We start from the raw sequence: 16,420 nt of genomic DNA on the forward strand, positions 1-16,420 counted from the left end.
GCATGGCGCTCCCGAAGAACCTCATCCCGATGCCGAGGAGCAGGTTCCTCCGCGTCAAGTGCATAGACTGCGGCAACGAGCAGATAGTCTTCAGCAACCCGGCGACCACCGTCCGCTGCCTCGTCTGCGGCGCGACCCTCGTCGAGCCGACCGGCGGAAAGGGCGTCATAAAGGCCAAGATACTCGAGGTTCTCGAGTGAACCTTTTCCTTTCCTTTGCCTCCGTTCCCGGAGGCTTCTGCTAAACTTTAAATACCTCTTTTCGTAACTTACCCCGGCAGAGAAAATTTTGAGGTGGTTAAAATGCCGAGGAAAGCCAAGGAGTACCCCGAAGAGGGAGAGTTTGTGGTTGCCACTGTTAAGAGCATTCACCCTTACGGTGCGTTCCTCAAGCTTGACGAATATCCGGGCAAGGAAGGATTCATGCACATAAGCGAGGTCGCCTCCACCTGGGTCAAGAACATCAGGGATTACGTGAAGGAGGGCCAGAAGATAGTCGCCAAGGTCATCCGCGTCGACCCGAGCAAGGGGCACATCGACCTGAGCCTCAAGCGCGTCAACCAGCAGCAGAGGAAGGCCAAGCTCCAGGAGTACAAGCGCGCCCAGAAGGCCGAGAACCTGCTGAAGATGGCGGCCGAGAAAATAGGAAAGGACTTCGAGACGGCCTGGAGGGAGGTCTGGGTTCCCCTCGAGGAGGAGTACGGCGAGGTTTACGCCGCCTTCGAGGACGCGGCCCAGAACGGGATGGACGTTCTCAGGGGACTCATCGGCGATGAGTGGACCGAGGCCCTGAGGCCGATAATCGAGGCCTACGTCGAGATTCCGACCGTTACGATCGACGCCGAGTTTGAGATAACCGTGCCCAGCCCGAACGGGGTTGAAATCATCAAGGAAGCCCTGATAAGGGCCCGCGACAGGGCCAACGAGGAGAAGGAGATAGAGGTCAAGTTCTCCTACCAGGGAGCGCCGAGGTACAGGATAGACATAACCGCCCCGGACTACTACAAGGCCGAAGAGGTTCTTGAGGACATAGCCGAGGAGATACTGCGCGTCATAAAGGAAGCGGGCGGCGAAGCGACGCTCATCCGGAAGGAGAAGAGAATCAAGAAGATAAAGAGGAGAGGGGCATGAGGTTTCGCATAAGGAAGTGTCCCGAGTGCGGGCGCTACACCCTCAAGGAAACCTGTCCAGTCTGTGGGGCTAAAACAAAGGTAGCCCATCCGCCGCGCTTCTCGCCGGAGGACCCGTACGGCGAGTACAGGAGAAGGCTGAAGCGCGAGCAGCTGGGCATCGTCGGGAGGGATTGAGATGAAGGAGTCAGTTATCCACGTCTACGAGAGGCCCCAGCTCAGGGACCCCGTTTTCATCGAGGGGCTGCCCGGCATAGGGCTGGTGGGAAAGCTCGCCGCCGAGCACCTCATCCAGGAGCTCAACGCGGTCAAGTTCGCGGAACTCTACTCACCGCACTTCATGCACCAGGTTCTCATCAAGAAGAACTCCGTCGTCGAGCTGATGAAGAACGAGTTCTACTACTGGAAGAACCCCGACGAAAACGGCAGGGACATCATAATCATCACCGGCGACCAGCAGGTTCCGCCCACAGACAGCCCCGGCCATTTCGAGGTCGTCGGGAAGATGCTGGACTTCGTCAACGAGTTTGGCGTTCGCGAGATAATCACAATGGGGGGCTACCAGGTGCCGGAGCTCCAGGGGGAACCGAGGGTTTTGGCCGCAGTGACCCACGAAGAGCTCGTTGAGTACTACCAGAAAAAGCTGGAAGGTTGCGGCATTGAGGTTATCTGGCGCGAAGACGAAGGGGGAGCGATAGTCGGCGCCGCCGGCCTTCTGCTCGGCATGGGCAAGCTCCGCTCGATGTACGGGATAAGCCTGCTCGGCGAGAGCCTTGGCTATATCGTTGATGCGAAGGCTGCAAAATCCGTCCTCCTCGCGGTGGCGAAGATACTCGGCCTCGAGCTCGACATGACCGCCCTGGAGGAGCGCGCCAAGGAGACCGAGGAGATACTCAGGAAGGTCCAGGAGATGCAGAGGGCCATGCTGGAGCAGCAGATGCCTCCCACACCCGAGGAGGAGGACAGGGGCTACCTCTGATTTTCCGCTTTATCTCTTCGATTCTTTTTGACCGCTTGAAACTTCAGGCTTCCCAGGATTGGGAATCCCCGGTACATCCCGCAGTTCTCTGCCAACAATCCGCTCTATGAGTAAGCCCATAGCGAGCACAAAGACCACCGTGAGGGCGAGTCTCGCCAGCATGAACCCCGCGCCAAGGAACTGGAGTTCTACCAGCTCCTGGGGAATCTTTATGCACGCCCAGGCAGAGAGGAAGGCAATAACACTCGCAACACGGGCACCTTTTTTGAGCAGGGACGCCGCTATGGGGAAGGCCACGTAGAGCGGACCCGTTGGAAAGGCCCCGATGAATATCGCAAGCAGCATGCTTTTTACCCCAGAGTTCCCCCCGAGGTATCTCACGATCAGGTCATCCGGCACAAACACCGCAAAGAGCCCCATCAGGACCATCACAGCGGGCAGGATGAGGATCATCTCAACGAAGAACTCGGCCGAAGATGATATCACCGGCTCCCTCTTATCCGGATACATGAGCAGCAGAGCCACCGCAACGACCAGTGTGGCGCCTAAAAACATCAAGTCCTTTATGAATCCTTTTTTCCGCCCTTCCTTCTGTGTTCCTTTCATAGAATCGCCCCCATGATAAGGCCGATAATGATCGCAACGATGAAGCTGAGGGCGTTCCTGAGCAGGGCCAGCTTATTCCCCAGGATTCTCATCTCGAGGGGCAACGTCACGAAGCCGATCATAGTCAGCGTCGTTATGAAGACGGCAACCGAGGTCACGGAGGCACCCTTTTCAAGCAGCGAGGCCGCGAGGGGGAAGGCTATCAGGGAGGGGATGTGCAGTATTGCGCCGAGGAATGCAACGGTTAGAATACCAACCAGCCCTGCTTCATTTCCAACGATCCCGGAGATTGTCTTCTCCGGCACAAAACCGGACATCAGCCCTATGATCAGGATTATGGCGAGCATCGTTGGGAGAATCCTGACGAACGACTTCGCGGCAACCCTTAGGGCCCGTCTCGCCTTGGCCTCGTCCTTCCAGAAACCGACGAGGAGACATACGAGGGCTAGGACGTTTATAAACAGAGTAGTCGTGCTCATGGCTTTTCCACCATGAGAAGCATGAAAAAAGTTTTATAAAAAACTAACTGGCGGCATCGGATAATCAGCCCAGTGCCGCTTCCAAAAGGCTCAATCCCAGCTCAAGGTACTCTTTAGCCTTCTCCTCGCTCTTTGCCTCGCTGAAGACCCTGATTATCGGCTCCGTTCCGCTGGCCCTGACGAGAACCCAGCCGTCCGGGAAGAGCACCTTAGTGCCGTCGGTGGTGTCAACAGTGTAGCCCCTCTTTTCAGCGAGCTCGGCGACCCTGGAGACTATCGCCTTTCTGTCGCCTTCGACTTTCCTTTTCGTCTTGAACTGGTAGTATTTCGGCAGTTCGTCAATCAGCTCGCTGAACTTCTTGCCGGATTTCGCGAAGATCTCGACTATCTTTGCCACCGTCATCGCCCCGTCCCTGCCGAGGACGAAGTCTGGGAAAATTACTCCACCGTTCTCCTCTCCTCCTATCGTTCCGTTGTGCTCGAGGAGAGCCCTCGCAACGATGAGGTCGCCGACCTTGGTTCTCATGACTTCCGCGTTGTTCCTCTTCGCTATGTCATCCAGCAGGTTGGAGGTGGCTATCGTCGTGACGAGAAGCCCACCGCCGTTCTCCCTCAGAACTGCATCGGCAACCAGAGCGAAGGTCTTGTCCCCCTGTATGAACCTGCCGTTCTCGTCTATGAAAACCGCCCTGTCGGCGTCGCCGTCCTGGGCAACCCCAAAGTCGGCACCGAGGGCCTTCACGATCTCCATGAAGCCCTTCAGGTTCTCCTCGTTCGGCTCGGGATTTCTGGCCGGGAAGTGGCCGTCCGGATGGGCGTTGACGCTGACGACCTTGCAGCCGAGCTCGCGAAGGAGGTAGGGGAGTGTTAGGCTTCCGGCACCGTTGGATGTGTCCACGACCACGAAGGGCCTCCGCTTTTTGATGGCCTCAACGTCAACCCTGCCCTTTATCGCCTCGATGTAGGGCTTGATGACGTCCTCCTTCCTGACGTCGCCTATCTCGTCCCACTTGGCCCTGTCGAAGTCCTCTTTGAAGAAAACCTCCTCCACGACGGCTTCGCGCTCCTTCTTCAGCCCCATGCCGTTGGGTTCGAGCAGTTTTATGCCGTTGTATTCGGGCGGGTTGTGGGAGGCGGTTATCACAGCACCGCCGTCGGCCCCGAAGTGTGCCGTTGCGAACTGTATCGCAGGGGTTGGGGCTATTCCGACGTCTATGACGTCGCAGCCGGTGCTGAGAAGGCCGCTTATAAGAGCGCCCTTGAGCATCTCCCCGCTGACGCGGGTATCCATGCCGACCACTACGAGGGGCTTCTCCCTCCCCTCGCGCTTGAGCATCGTTCCGAAGGCCATGCCCATCCTGAGGGCAAAGTCCGGGGTTATCATTTCGTTGGCTATCCCCCTGACGCCGAAGGTACCGAACAGCCTTCCCATTGCAATCACCTCACATTAGAGCACTGGCAAAGTTGATTATCATCATCACGAAGATGTAGAGCCCGTAGACGAACGCCCCAGCCTGAATCAGAGAGACGAGTATTTTCAGCGGCTTCCACTTGCCGGAAAGCAGAGGCACGGGAATGCCGATCAGTATCGCGGCGAAGAGGTATATCACCGCGTTCTTTATGGCGGAGTAGTCCACAGGTATGTTTATCTGCGGGTAGGTTATGGTGACCTCCTGTCCCTGGACCGTGAACGTTATATCCGCGTTCTGGAGGCCCACGACGATTATGTAGGACATTATGAGCACGAAGAGCAGCGTGGGCAGGAGACTGAGCGAAAGGGAAGATATCGAGCTGCTGAACCGCTCCCACTCATCCCCACAGTTCTTGACCTTCTCTTTCTTTTCCTTCTTTTCAGCTTCTTCAGCCATCATCACTCCCTCCCGAAATCGTCCGCAAAGCGGACTATATCGTCCTCACCCAGGTACTCCCCGATCTGGGTCTCGATGACCTCAAGAACTACCTTGCCCGGGTTCTCAAGCCTGTGGATGACGCCGGCGGGTATGAACGTGCTCTCGCCCGGCCGGAGGAGGATTTCCTTCTCCCCGACGCGGACCTTTGCGGTACCCCTGACCACTACCCAGTGCTCCGAGCGGTGATAGTGCATCTGAAGGGAGAGCTTCTTGCCGGGCAGAACGGTGAGGCGCTTTATCTTGTAGCGGTCCCCCTCCTCCAGAACCGTGTAGCTTCCCCAGGGCCTGTATGCAGTTCTGTGGACCATGACACGCTCATCGTTCATCTCCTTGAGGCGCCTGTAGACCTCCTTCACCCTCTGTCCCTCGCCGCGGTGGGCGACGAGGAGAGCATCGTCGGTGTCTATGATTATCAAATCATCAACACCAACCGTGGCCGTTAAGCGGCTCGTCATCACGAGGTTGTTGCGCGAGTTAACACCGATGTGATAGCCCTTCTTGCCGCCGACCTTGACGGCGTTTCCACTATCGTCCTTCTCCATCACCTCGTAGATGGCGTCGAAGCTGCCCAGGTCGTTCCAGTAGGCGTTGAGCGGAACCACCGCGGCCCTGTCAGTTTTCTCCATGACGCCGTAGTCAACCGAGACCTCGGGAACCAGCTCGTAGGCCTTCTCGATGCTCTCCGCCGTTTCAAAGGCCTCGTAGACATCGGGGGCGTGCCTCTTCACCTCCTCGGTGAAAACCTCCGTGTCGAACATGAACATGCCGCTGTTCCAGTAGTAGCCGTTCTCGACGTAGCGCTTCGCGGTCTCAAGGTCCGGCTTCTCCTTGAACTCGGCCACCAGATAGCCGCCCTCAAGCTTCTCCCCGGGCTTTATGTAGCCGTAGCCGGTGTGAGGCTTGGTCGGCTTTATCCCGAAGGTCACGAGGTAATTCCTAGCAAGTTTCTCCGCGTTTCTGAAGGCTTTTACGTAGTTCTCGTTGGCCTCTATCAGGTGGTCGGAGGGGAGCACCGCGACTATCGAGTCTCCGAAGGTCTCTTCGATTCTCTTTATTCCCCAGAATATAGCCGGCAGAGTGTTTTTTCCCTGGGGCTCGAGGAGGATGTTGTTCTCGGGCAGCTCCAGGCCCAGCTCCCGCAGGTCGTCGAGAACGCGGAAGCGGTACATATCGTTGGTGACCACGAAAATCTCCTCGGGCTTTGAAAAGGTAAGCGCCCTCTGGACGGTTTTCTGGAAGAGGGAGTACTCGTCGAACATCCTTATGAACTGCTTGGGCATCAGCTCCCTGCTGAGGGGCCAGAGCCTCGTTCCCTTTCCCCCGGCAAGAATCAGCGTCTTCATAACACCACCTCCAGTAGTTCGACGACAGAGCTTATATTTTTAGCCCTCCGATGTCTGAGGCTTCCAACGATGAACGGATGGTCAACGACGTCCAGGAGAGGGAAATCGTTCTCCCCGTCCCCCAAAGCGTAGCTCTCAACCCGCTCCAGGCAGGAGTAGAGGTTCAGCAGCTCCACTGCGGCCCGCCCCTTGTCGGTGTCCCCTGTAACGCCCAGGAACCTGCTGCCCCTCGACACCCTCAGGCCCATGCTCTCAAGCACTTCCTCGAAACCTGAGCTTTCCCACTTGAATATCGTCTCGCTGTAACCGCGCTCCATCGCCAGCCTCGCCAGGCTCTCCGGGAGTCCCGTGAAGGCCATGACCTCTGCGAGCGTGCAGTTGCCGTAGTACTTGAGGCCGTATTCCCCTGCGAGACCATCGAGGGCAGCCTTTATCCGGTCGTATTCCTCCCCCAGCTCGATGATAACGTATTCCCCCCGCTTCCTTCCGTTGACCTCGAAGGGGAAGTAGCCCTCGGGAATCACGATGGCACTTCCGTTCTCGACTATGAACGGGCCCTTCAGCCCCCAGGCCTTCCTGTAGTACTCCTGCTCCGCGAGGGTCTTCGAGGAGTTGAGCACGACCTCAAAGCCCGCCTCGAGAAGTGATTTAAGGACCGGTCCGGCCGGTTCGGGGGAGTAGTCGTCGCCGAGCAGTGTTCTGTCGAGGTCGAGGAAGAGCACCCTCATCGTCACACCTCGAAGCGAAGGAGCGTTTCGGCGTTGTCCTCCAGGGTCTCCATCCACCGGTTCACGTCTATGTTCTCTATGGGGGGCATGATCCTCGGACTCGGCGGTTCCTCGTTCTCACCCAGGAGACCGTGGAGGCGAAGCTCCTTCAGTATCTGGTTCCTCATGGATTCCGTCGCCAGCTTGGAGTGGTATATCGTCCCCAGGGAGCTGAGAATCATGTTAACGACGTGCTCCTGCCCCTTGTCCTCGTGCAGGTGGGGGTTCAGCGTTTCTATCTGGAACACCTCTACCCCTTGGTCGTAAACGTCCGTGTGAGGGTCCTCTCCCCACCTTCCGAAGGTCTCGAAGAGGTACACCAGCTCAAAGGGTTCTATCGAGTAGCCCGTCGAGAACGGCATTATCTCGGCCAGCTTTATGCTCATCGCGTGCTCGCCGGCGTTTCCGGTCACTATGATGTTCGTCTCGAAGTTCGTGGCCACGCCGAAGAGGGCGTTCATGTAGCGGTTCGTTATCTCGCTCACGCGGCCCCACTTTCTGAAGTACAGCCCCTTCGTGCTGACCTTGGGCTTGTGGCGCCAGCTCAGGCGAACCATCGCGTATTCGCTCTCGCTCATCAGAAAGCCAGCCGCGTAGTCCTTCACGTACTCGTTGACGGAGCCGGGAATGTAGTTGTCGGCATCAACGAAGCCCACGTACTTGGCCCCTATAGCCTTCGCCAGGAGGATTCCTATAAGCATCCCCTCACCTTTCCCACTCCGCACGCTTCCGTTTTCGTCGAGGATGTCCGTGTATCCCACCTCGCGGAAGGCCTCGGCGACCCCCACGTCCTTCTGGTGGACCATTATTATGCGCGAGTGTGTGAGGTTGTAGAAGTGCTTTACGAGGTCAACCTCCTGCTTGAAGAGGTTCGGCCCCTTCCTCTTGCTGTTCGAGACGATTATTATCGGGCACTGGTGCGGTATGGCCTTCAGAACACCGTCGACAAGCTGGAGCTTCTCGTTCTTCATCGGGACGACTATCGCGATGTCTTCAAGAGTTCCATAGATGTCCTCGCGGGGCACGTTCGTGACGGTAAAGCTCCCCACGTCTCGCGTCTGAGTGTCCAGCTTGATGACCTTCTGAACCTCGTAAATCTCAACCGCTCCAAACAGCTCCTTGTAAACCGGAGCCTCCAAAAGCAATTCAACCACCCCTTGATAATTTTCGAAGATGAAAAGGAAACCCCGTAAAAAATTTGGGAACACGAAAATAAAAAGGTTTGTTTTACGGGCGCAGTGCGAACTCACCAACGAAGGCCGAACTCGATATGGTGTCGCCGATTCCGACGGTGCTCTTGGGCATCGTTACTATCTTCGTCGGGGCGAAGGAGAGCTGATAACCGTCGATCTCAGCGATGCCGTTCTTCATGCCGTACTCCTCGGTAAGTCCCTCCTCCACCGCCCCAGCCTTCTCGTTCATCGGGACGTCCATGGCCTTGACCACGTCATCTATCGAGCGGATATCGCCGAGCTTCGCCTTGGCGGCGGCAGCCAGTGCCGCGAAGAGCAGCGCGTCGCGGACGAAGTCCCCTTTGTAGTCGGTCAGGGCGAGGTAGTAGCCGTAAGTGTGGAAGTGTATCCTCTTAATGCCTGTTCTCTTGGCGAGTCTTAGCATGGCCTCGGTTACCGCGATTGGGTCCACCGGGTCGTCGGCGAGGAGCTTCTCGGCGAGGCCCTTCTCACCCATGACCTCCATTATCGAGGCGAGTTCGACCTCGTTGAGGCCGACGCTGTGGAAATGGCCCAGGACGTCAATCAGGGCCCTTCTTACGGTCTCGTCCGCGGTGAAGGCAAACTCAAGGTGAACCGGAACGTCCCTCGCGTTCAGGATTTCGAGGTGCCGCACCATCTCCTCGAAAGGCTCGCGGTAGTTCTCCCTCGTTAGGGTCTGGAGACCGCTGATGATCCCCAGCTCGGCTTTTTTCGCTATCTCCTCAAAGTGTTCGGTGAACTCGGGCCTTATGTAGACGTTCGGGTTGTAGTCATCGGCGGCGCCAATGAAGCGGTTCTCGCGGGGCGCCTCGAAGCCGAGAACCCTGAACCCGCGCGGGAACTCGTAGATGTAGTGGATGCAGTTCTCCTCGTCGGCCCGGAACTCCTTTGGATGGACGAGGTTAAGCTTCCCGTTCTCGGCCTTGGGAACGTAGATCGGTCCGTCCTTGAAGAGAGCCGCCTGAAGCCTCGAAATCTGGGGGACGTGGGCTATGACCGGAACGTTGTAAACGCCGCCAAGAAGGTTGGCCATTATTCCAACCTGGCCACCCATCCTGAGCTCGTCCCAGCCCCACTGCTTCATGTAGAACCTGACCGTGCAGCTCTCCACGAAGAGTTCCGCCGCCTTGCCCCGGCGAATGCTCCAGAGAATCCCGCCGAGGAGATGTTCAACGGAGGTTATCTTCTCCGGAAGCTCCTCGGAGTACCTCAGAACCCCATCCTTTCCGACCCGATCTATCCTTCGCTCCAAATCCACAGAGTCAAGGTACTTTATGGCGTCGATGTTCGTGTTGTACGCGAGGAGAACCCCACCGATTTTCCCGATGTTTTCGCGAACTTTATCGAAGGCCGATGAGTAGAGAGCGTCCCAGGACATTGTATCACCGGGAGTGATGTAACTACTGAAAGTTAATAAGGGTTGCGGTGAGGAGAGAAAAATCAAAGGCTCACTCCTTCCACTTCGGGTTGTCAACGATTCTGACCTCACCGTTCTCCTCGACCACGAGTTTGGAGAAGCCTTTCTCGGCTATGCTGCCGTAGTCGTGGCCGGCGTCGGCGGGATAGACCGCCAGGAAGATGAAGGGCTCGTCGCCCGTGTTAACGGTCCTGTGCGCCCAGTAGGGGGGAACGTAGACAACCGTTCCGGGCTTCATCTCTATCCATTCGGCCTTTCCTTCGGGCGTCTGAAGAAGCATTCCGCCCTTCCCCTTGATGCCGTAGTATATCTCCGCCCTGTCCGCCTTGGAGTGGTAGTGCCCCTTGGTGAAGAAGAACTCCCTTCCTACCTTGCCCGGGTAGAGAACTGTGGTTGCGAAGTTGAGGTCGCCGTCCTTCTCCTCCTGCTCAACCGCGTAAACCTCGTAGACAACCGGGTTCTCCTTGAGAAGCTCTTCGTAGGCTTTTTCATCGACGAAGTACCCCTTCAGGTCGCTGAGCCTCCTGACGAGCTTTTTGGCCCCGGGAATGACGCCGGTTTCGAGGTCAATATCAACACCCAGCGGGTTCTTGTACTCCATTGGAACCACCGTGATAGAAGTGAGGGTGGACCTATTTAACCTTTCCCTTCTGTATCACCGAAAGTGTTACAGCAGTCTGAAGAGGAGGTAGGCGACGCCGATGGAGACCGCCCAAGCTCCAGCGTTCCAGCGGACGACCTTGGAGCCGTCCAGGGGCGGGAAGGGGAGCAGGTTGAAGAACGCCAGCCACAGGTTGACCGTTGCCGTAGTCTTGACGACCCACCAGACGGGCGTGAACGGAGCCACTGCCCTCAGGGCCACCAGCGCGGCAGCGCCGACGGCTATGTTGGTAAGCGGACCCGCGAGGGCTATCTTTCCGAAAGCCTCCCTGGAATCCACAGCGTAGGGGGCGTAGACCTGAACGGCACCGAGGGCGGCGAATATCCACGCCGTTCCGGTGAGAAGGCGAGTCGCTATGCCCACGAGAAGCGCCAGGAGTATTCCCGTGTCCCAGCGTTTGTAGTACGCCCTGTAACCGTAGTGCCGCGCCACCTGCCTGTGGGCTATTTCGTGGAAGATGAAGGCCGTCAGAACGGCGATGACGGAGTAGGGAATCGCGTATGGGTCAAAGTTGGAAAACAGCAGAGCGAGGACTAGAAAAGAAATCAGTAAATCCTCGATCTCCCTCCTTCCCATGCCGCCCCTGTGAACTCCCTTCCACGGTTCGTAGCCCATCGGAACGCCCCGCGGGGAGGCTCACTTGCCCTTTACTTCAATCTTCTTGCCGATTACAAGCTCGGCGGCTTTAACGGCGGCACCACCGCTTCCCACCGCTATCCTCACCTGATCCTCCGGAACGTAAACGACTATCTTGTCCTCAAGCTCCTCGATTTCAAGGATCTTGACGTTGAGCATCTTCTCAAGTCTGTCCTTCATGGTGAATCCCCAAGAATGCTGTAGCGGTTCTAAATATAAAAGTAACGAATCAGTCGAAGTCCCAGATGGTTCTCCCCTTGTGAAACATCATGACGTAGCCGCAGTTCCTGCAGATGACTATCTTCACCTTGTGCGCCGTAAAGCCCCATTTGCTGTCTATCTTCCCCTCCTCAACGCTGAAATCCGTTCCGCCGCAGAGCGGGCAGACCAGATGCTTTCTCTCCATCACATCACCCCCCTGTCCAGTAGGGCGAGAGGAACCTCCTCTCTTTCGCCCTGTCGAGGAGGTGCTCTATCCCGGGCTTGTGGCCGAGGCCGACCACGGCTATAACCCTCGGTCTCTTAACTCCTTGGAGCTTAAGGTTCTCGACTATGGAGACGAGGTTCCTCGCCATGACTTCATTCCTCTCCTCGACCAGAACGCGGTAGAGGTATGGGTAGCGGCGCTTGAACTGCACCATCATGATCCTGTACTCCGCCATTGGGTCGGAGGGCTCGCCGAGCCTAACGGGCAGGAATATCCCCAGGGCTTCCAGGGCCATTAGGAGCTTCTCCCTCCCAGGGGCGGCGGCTATCTTGGAGAGTATGACGTTGATATCCTCATCTATGAGGTAGAGGGGGACGCCGAGGGCCTGGGCGGCGCTTATAGCCGCTTTCATCTCCTCACCGGGCTTCATCCCGAACTCCTCTCCCAGTTTCTCCTCGACCTTCGCGAGTGCGTAGTTTATCAGCCCCTTCCTGCCGAAGCGGAGGGCATCCTCGAGGGTCATCTTCCTGTTCTCGTTCATGGCAAGGAAACGTGCCCTGTCGAGCTCTATCGCAACGGCGTGGGGCCTCTCATCGAGTATCGTCCTGATGACCTCCTCCCTGCTCTTCGGCGAAACGTGCATCGTGCCTATGAGCCTGACGTAGCGAAGATAGCTCATCCTCTCTCCTCCAGAAGGTTTCTCACGCTGAATTCACCTGATTTGAATTCCATGACATCGAAATCCCTCGGAACTACGAAATCCACTCCAAAATCGCGGCATATCCGCGAGGCTTCGGTTAGGTATTCATCGTAGGTGTAGCGGAAGGCCCTGTGGAAGAGCGCCAAAAGCCTGACCTTGGCCCTCTTGGCGACTTCGCAGGCCTCCTCGACCGTCGAGTGATAGCTATCGCCCCTATCCCCAGAATTCAGATAGGTCGCCTCGTGGATGAGGAGGTCGGCATTTTCGGCGAAGAGCCTCACCCTTTCACACGGCTCTGTGTCGCCGGTGTAGACGACCTTGAGGCCCTTCCTCCTCGGCCCGGTGACGTCCTCGAGGCGAATTATCCGGCCGTTCCACTCGATTTTACCTTCTCGCTCAAGCTTTCCGAGTATCGGACCCTCACTCAGGCCGTACTCGGCGAGCTTCTCGGGAAGAAACTTTCCGCGCCTGTCCTTCTCCCGGAAGACGTATCCCAGGGCGGGAACTCCATGCTCGACCTTGAAGCTCCAGATTTCGTAGTCCCCAAACCTCAGCCTCGTCTCGCCGAGCTCGTGGACGTGTATATCGAAGCCCGGCCTGAAGAAACCGCTCTGGAGAAAGTGCTGAACGAACTCGAAGGTGTACTTGGGACCGTAAATGTGGAGGGGCTTTTCCCTGTCCCAGAGGTTCATCGTCTGTATCAGGGCGGCCAGGCCGAGGTAGTGGTCACCGTGGAAATGGGTGATGAAGATCTTCCCTACCTTCATCGGGCTGAGCTTTGCGGTGTTCATCTGCCTCATCGTGCCCTCCCCGACGTCGAAGAGTATAATCTCACCCCGGTAGCGGAGCGCAATCGCTGGAACGTTTCTTTCCCGCGTCGGCATTATGCCGCCGGTGCCAAGGAAAATCACTTCAAGCATGTTATCACCTCCGAGGAGAAGTTTAAAAAGCTCCCGGGGCCTTCACTGTCGGGAACTTTCTGAAAATTTTTCTAGTTATCTACCATGGATGTAAGATATGTTTATGAAAATCGTTTTATATTTTGAAGTGTAATAAGTAATGAGTTTACGTAGGTTACCATTCTGGAAACCTTCGTGGGCTCAGCTTGAGGAGGCATTTGCATGAAACGAAAGACCGCTTTGTTTGTTATCCTGCTTCTGGCCTTTTCGATATTTATCATGCCGGGTCACAGGGTCACCGCGGAGGAATCCGACCTCGTTGACGGTTATGGGGGTATGGTCATAGCCGACGAGGAGATCATCATCGGCGACCGTGGGGACTACTTCTGGGCCTATGAGAACGAGAGTGGGAACGTCATCGGGAAATTCCACACCGGATACGAAAAGTGGGACGAGATGACGGCCTGTGACGTTAACGGCGATGGGAAGGCTGAGATAATCCAGGGCGACAGGAGCACGGACAAGATATACATCTACACGATGGACGGAGCCGAGCTGGGCAAGCACGACGTCAACTTCGAGGCTGGGGACGACATAGCCTGCGGGGACCTCACCGGCAACGGAAAAGCCGAGATAGTCCACGCCGACAGGAACAACTGGATACACATATTCAACGAGAACTTCAACATGGTGAACCAGTTCAAGGTCGATGACTTCGCGGATGGTGATTCAATAGCCGTCGGCGACCTCGACGGTGACGGAAAGGCCGAGATAGTGCACGCCGACGTGAGTGCAAACATCATAACGGTCTACGACATGAACGGCAACGTCATGGGTAGTCTCGCAACGGAGGACTACTTCGAGCTGACATCGAGGGACGAGATAGCGATTGGAGATGTCAACCTCGACGGACTGAACGAGCTGGTAATTGCCACCCAGGATTCGGACGACTACCAGGAGAGAGGCATACACGTCTTTGGCTTCTCAAAGAAGGGCGCCCAGCTGGAGGGGAGAGAGTTAGCGACCTTCGTGATGCCCTTCCAGAAGGGGGACAGGATGGCAGTTGGGGACGTCAACGCAGACGGCCTCGACGAGATAGTCTGGGCCTCCCAGGACGGCTACGTGAAGGTCTACAACCTCGGAGGCGACCTGCTGAACGGACCGAAGGGCCTGAAGACGGAGTTCAGCTACGGAGCGGGCCTCGCAGTTGGCGACGTGAACGGCGACTCAATAGTCGTTGGACCGCCAAGGAAGGGGAGGATGCACGTTGAGAACCTCGTTATAGCCGTGATAAACGCCCCACCGGTTGACTACGACGTCATCAACAAGACGGGGGTATTCTACTCGGAGTTCACGACCGAGAAAACGCAGGCAACGAAGTTCTCGGTGAAGTCCACCCACGACGTCAAGATGAGCCTCGGAATGAAGGCGGTCATGGGCAACAAGAAGGTCGCCTACGCTGAAGTCAACCTGAAGGTGAGCATGGGGTTCCAGCTCCAGAGGGAGAGGGGACGGAGCTACGAGGAGAGCATAACCTACGGACTGACCTCCGACATGGGGGACGGGGCGCTCTACGTAACCACGGACTACGACGTCTACGAATTCCCGATAATAAGCCCGCCTGAGCTTGCCGTCGTGAACGGCGAGCAGCAGTACATACTTGTGACGGTTCCCAAGGGGCCGCCCCACGTCCACTTCCAGAACTACAAGTCGGACCTCCACGAGATCGGAGACATAAACACATATCCCGAGAACCTGAACGAGCTGAAGAACTACGAGCCCGGAAACCTTCTCGACACCTTCACCATAGAGGTCGGCCAAGTGGGGAGTTCCTACGAGAGGGCAGTCAAGGAGCTGGGCTGGACGAAGAGCAAGAACACCTTCAACGTCGGCGTTTCCCTCGGCATCGGAGGGGGCTACACGTCACCCACCTCAAGTCTCGACCTGAAGATGGAGGGCAGCTACGGCTATGAGAAGGTAACGACCCACGAGGTGACCGTTTCCAACGAGACCAGCGTCAAGGTCGTCTACGAGGGCGGCATAAGCGACCCGAGCATGTGGTACAACGCGACCGGGGTCATCTACCTCGACAGCGAAGACGGACACCTCGTCCTCGACTTCCTCGTGCCGAGCAAGGGGGAGCACTACGAGGCGAGGGGCGGAAGCCCGATACTGATAAACTTCGGCTTCTTCACGATAGACTACTACGCCCTGCTGCTCATGAACAAGCCCCCGGAGTGCTCGATTTCAGCTTCTCCAAGCTCCGGGAAGCTTCCACTTGAAGTTGACTTCGCCCTGAACCTAAACGACCCGGAGAACGGCTCCATGAGGTGGGAGATTGACTTCGGGGACGGCTCCAGGGCCGAGGGCAACGGCACGGAGGTTGGACACGTTTACCGCGAGGAAGGGAACTACAAGGTCACCCTAAGGGTTTACGACCCCTGGAACGCCAACGCCACCTGCAAGGCATCGATAAACGTCAAACCCAACGAGAAGCCAACGGCACTCTTCAGCTACTCGCCCGCCGAGATCAAGGCCGGAGACGAGGTAATCTTTACCGACAGCTCCACGGACCCGGACGGAAGCGTTGCCAAGTGGAGCTGGAACTTCGGCGACGGAAGCACTTCAACCGAGAGGAACCCGAGGCACACGTACACGAACCCCGGCTCCTACACCGTAATGCTAACAGTCGAAGACGAGAGCGGACTGAAGGGAACTTACTACAAGGAGATAACCGTGGAACCACAGAACTATCCGCCGACGGCTGACTTTACGTTCCTGCCAAAGGAACCAAAGGCCGGGGAGGAGATAAGCTTCGCGGACAAGTCCTACGACAGGGACGGAGATATAGTGGGCTGGAGCTGGGACTTTGGAGACGGGAGCACATCCAGCGAGGCTGAACCTGTTCACACCTACTCAAGCGCCGGCAACTACACGGTGACCCTGAAGGTGAGGGACGACGGTGGAGGAGAGGACGTCAGGAGAATCACCATCACGGTTGGAGCCGCGGAGAGCCCCTCGCCAACCGAGACGACATCAACCGAAGCCCCAACTACCACCCCATCTTCGACGACGTCGAGCACGCCGAGTGGTGAAACCAGTTCCCCGGAGACAAGTTCCTCCAGCGCCCAGCCATCCCCGACCGAGTCAGGGGGCACGTGCGGACCGGGAATAGTCGTCATCCTAGCGGCACTCGTTGCCCTTCGGAGGAGACGCTGACTCCTCCATTTAATTTTGACCAAAGCGTTAAATA

Annotated in this window: 19 protein-coding genes; 5 read left to right on the plus strand and 14 right to left on the minus strand. The window is 57.1% G+C overall.

Annotated elements, in window-relative coordinates; genetic code table 11:
* The first annotated feature begins 2 nt into the window (after window positions 1–2).
* The 4 genes from A3L10_RS04650 (at window position 3) to A3L10_RS04665 (ending at window position 2,108) form a co-directional block, all read left to right on the plus strand.
* The gene (locus tag A3L10_RS04650; RefSeq protein WP_012571194.1) at window positions 3–200 is read left to right on the plus strand and encodes a 30S ribosomal protein S27e; all 198 of its coding nucleotides are present in this window, start codon (window positions 3–5) and stop codon (window positions 198–200) included.
* A 102-nt stretch (window positions 201–302) separates the two neighbouring features.
* Entirely contained in the window at window positions 303–1,130 is an 828-nt protein-coding gene (locus A3L10_RS04655; protein ID WP_088866597.1) for a translation initiation factor IF-2 subunit alpha, read from the plus strand.
* Complete coding sequence (locus A3L10_RS04660; RefSeq protein ID WP_088179985.1) at window positions 1,127–1,306, plus strand: RNA-protein complex protein Nop10; 180 nt, start codon at window positions 1,127–1,129, stop codon at window positions 1,304–1,306. The genes A3L10_RS04655 and A3L10_RS04660 overlap by 4 nt, the downstream gene beginning before the upstream one ends.
* A gap of 1 nt (window position 1,307) precedes the next feature.
* Window positions 1,308–2,108: a proteasome assembly chaperone family protein gene (locus A3L10_RS04665; RefSeq protein ID WP_088179984.1), complete on the plus strand. Its 801-nt coding sequence runs from the start codon at window positions 1,308–1,310 to the stop codon at window positions 2,106–2,108.
* 9 nt (window positions 2,109–2,117) lie between these two features.
* Here the strand turns inward: A3L10_RS04665 and A3L10_RS04670 are convergent, their stop codons facing one another.
* From A3L10_RS04670 to A3L10_RS04730, 14 genes are all read right to left on the minus strand, one after another.
* Window positions 2,118–2,714: a permease gene (locus A3L10_RS04670; RefSeq protein WP_088866598.1), complete on the minus strand. Its 597-nt coding sequence runs from the start codon at window positions 2,712–2,714 to the stop codon at window positions 2,118–2,120.
* On the minus strand, window positions 2,711–3,193 hold the full coding sequence (locus tag A3L10_RS04675; protein WP_088866599.1) for a permease: 483 nt from the start codon (window positions 3,191–3,193) through the stop codon (window positions 2,711–2,713). The genes A3L10_RS04670 and A3L10_RS04675 overlap by 4 nt, the downstream gene beginning before the upstream one ends.
* A 64-nt stretch (window positions 3,194–3,257) precedes the next feature.
* Window positions 3,258–4,625, minus strand: coding sequence for a phosphoglucosamine mutase (glmM, locus tag A3L10_RS04680; protein WP_088866600.1), 1,368 nt, complete (start codon window positions 4,623–4,625; stop codon window positions 3,258–3,260).
* 10 nt (window positions 4,626–4,635) lie between these two features.
* A complete protein-coding gene (locus tag A3L10_RS04685; protein ID WP_088866601.1) occupies window positions 4,636–5,064 on the minus strand; it encodes a hypothetical protein in 429 nt (142 codons plus the stop codon).
* Window positions 5,064–6,446, minus strand: coding sequence for a mannose-1-phosphate guanylyltransferase/mannose-6-phosphate isomerase (locus tag A3L10_RS04690; RefSeq protein WP_088866602.1), 1,383 nt, complete (start codon window positions 6,444–6,446; stop codon window positions 5,064–5,066). Before A3L10_RS04690 ends, A3L10_RS04685 begins: the two co-directional genes overlap by 1 nt.
* Window positions 6,443–7,174 (minus strand): mannosyl-3-phosphoglycerate phosphatase, encoded by a 732-nt coding sequence (gene mpgP, locus A3L10_RS04695; RefSeq protein WP_088866603.1) that lies wholly within the window; start codon window positions 7,172–7,174, stop codon window positions 6,443–6,445. The genes A3L10_RS04690 and mpgP overlap by 4 nt, the downstream gene beginning before the upstream one ends.
* Before the next feature lie 2 nt (window positions 7,175–7,176).
* Window positions 7,177–8,358, minus strand: coding sequence for a mannosyl-3-phosphoglycerate synthase (mpgS, locus tag A3L10_RS04700; RefSeq protein WP_088866604.1), 1,182 nt, complete (start codon window positions 8,356–8,358; stop codon window positions 7,177–7,179).
* Between the two features lie 82 nt (window positions 8,359–8,440).
* The gene (locus A3L10_RS04705; RefSeq protein ID WP_088866605.1) at window positions 8,441–9,805 is read right to left on the minus strand and encodes an ADP-specific glucokinase; all 1,365 of its coding nucleotides are present in this window, start codon (window positions 9,803–9,805) and stop codon (window positions 8,441–8,443) included.
* 70 nt (window positions 9,806–9,875) lie between these two features.
* Window positions 9,876–10,445: a glucose-6-phosphate isomerase gene (locus tag A3L10_RS04710; protein ID WP_088866606.1), complete on the minus strand. Its 570-nt coding sequence runs from the start codon at window positions 10,443–10,445 to the stop codon at window positions 9,876–9,878.
* 66 nt (window positions 10,446–10,511) lie between these two features.
* Entirely contained in the window at window positions 10,512–11,120 is a 609-nt protein-coding gene (locus A3L10_RS04715; RefSeq protein ID WP_232461018.1) for a site-2 protease family protein, read from the minus strand.
* A gap of 21 nt (window positions 11,121–11,141) precedes the next feature.
* Window positions 11,142–11,321, minus strand: a complete 180-nt coding sequence (locus A3L10_RS04720) for a KH domain-containing protein (RefSeq protein WP_058939157.1) — start codon at window positions 11,319–11,321, stop codon at window positions 11,142–11,144.
* A 49-nt stretch (window positions 11,322–11,370) separates the two neighbouring features.
* Window positions 11,371–11,547: a hypothetical protein gene (locus A3L10_RS10345; protein ID WP_198362085.1), complete on the minus strand. Its 177-nt coding sequence runs from the start codon at window positions 11,545–11,547 to the stop codon at window positions 11,371–11,373.
* A gap of 4 nt (window positions 11,548–11,551) precedes the next feature.
* Entirely contained in the window at window positions 11,552–12,247 is a 696-nt protein-coding gene (locus tag A3L10_RS04725; RefSeq protein ID WP_088866607.1) for a TraB domain-containing protein, read from the minus strand.
* Complete coding sequence (locus A3L10_RS04730; RefSeq protein ID WP_088866608.1) at window positions 12,244–13,188, minus strand: ribonuclease Z; 945 nt, start codon at window positions 13,186–13,188, stop codon at window positions 12,244–12,246. Before A3L10_RS04730 ends, A3L10_RS04725 begins: the two co-directional genes overlap by 4 nt.
* Window positions 13,189–13,389: 201 nt before the next feature.
* On the opposite strand from A3L10_RS04730, the gene A3L10_RS04735 reads away from it, so the two are divergent.
* Entirely contained in the window at window positions 13,390–16,386 is a 2,997-nt protein-coding gene (locus A3L10_RS04735) for a PKD domain-containing protein (protein ID WP_232461019.1), read from the plus strand.
* The last annotated feature ends 34 nt before the right edge of the window (window positions 16,387–16,420 follow it).

This window comes from Thermococcus radiotolerans (assembly GCF_002214565.1).
Taxonomy (GTDB): domain Archaea; phylum Methanobacteriota_B; class Thermococci; order Thermococcales; family Thermococcaceae; genus Thermococcus; species Thermococcus radiotolerans.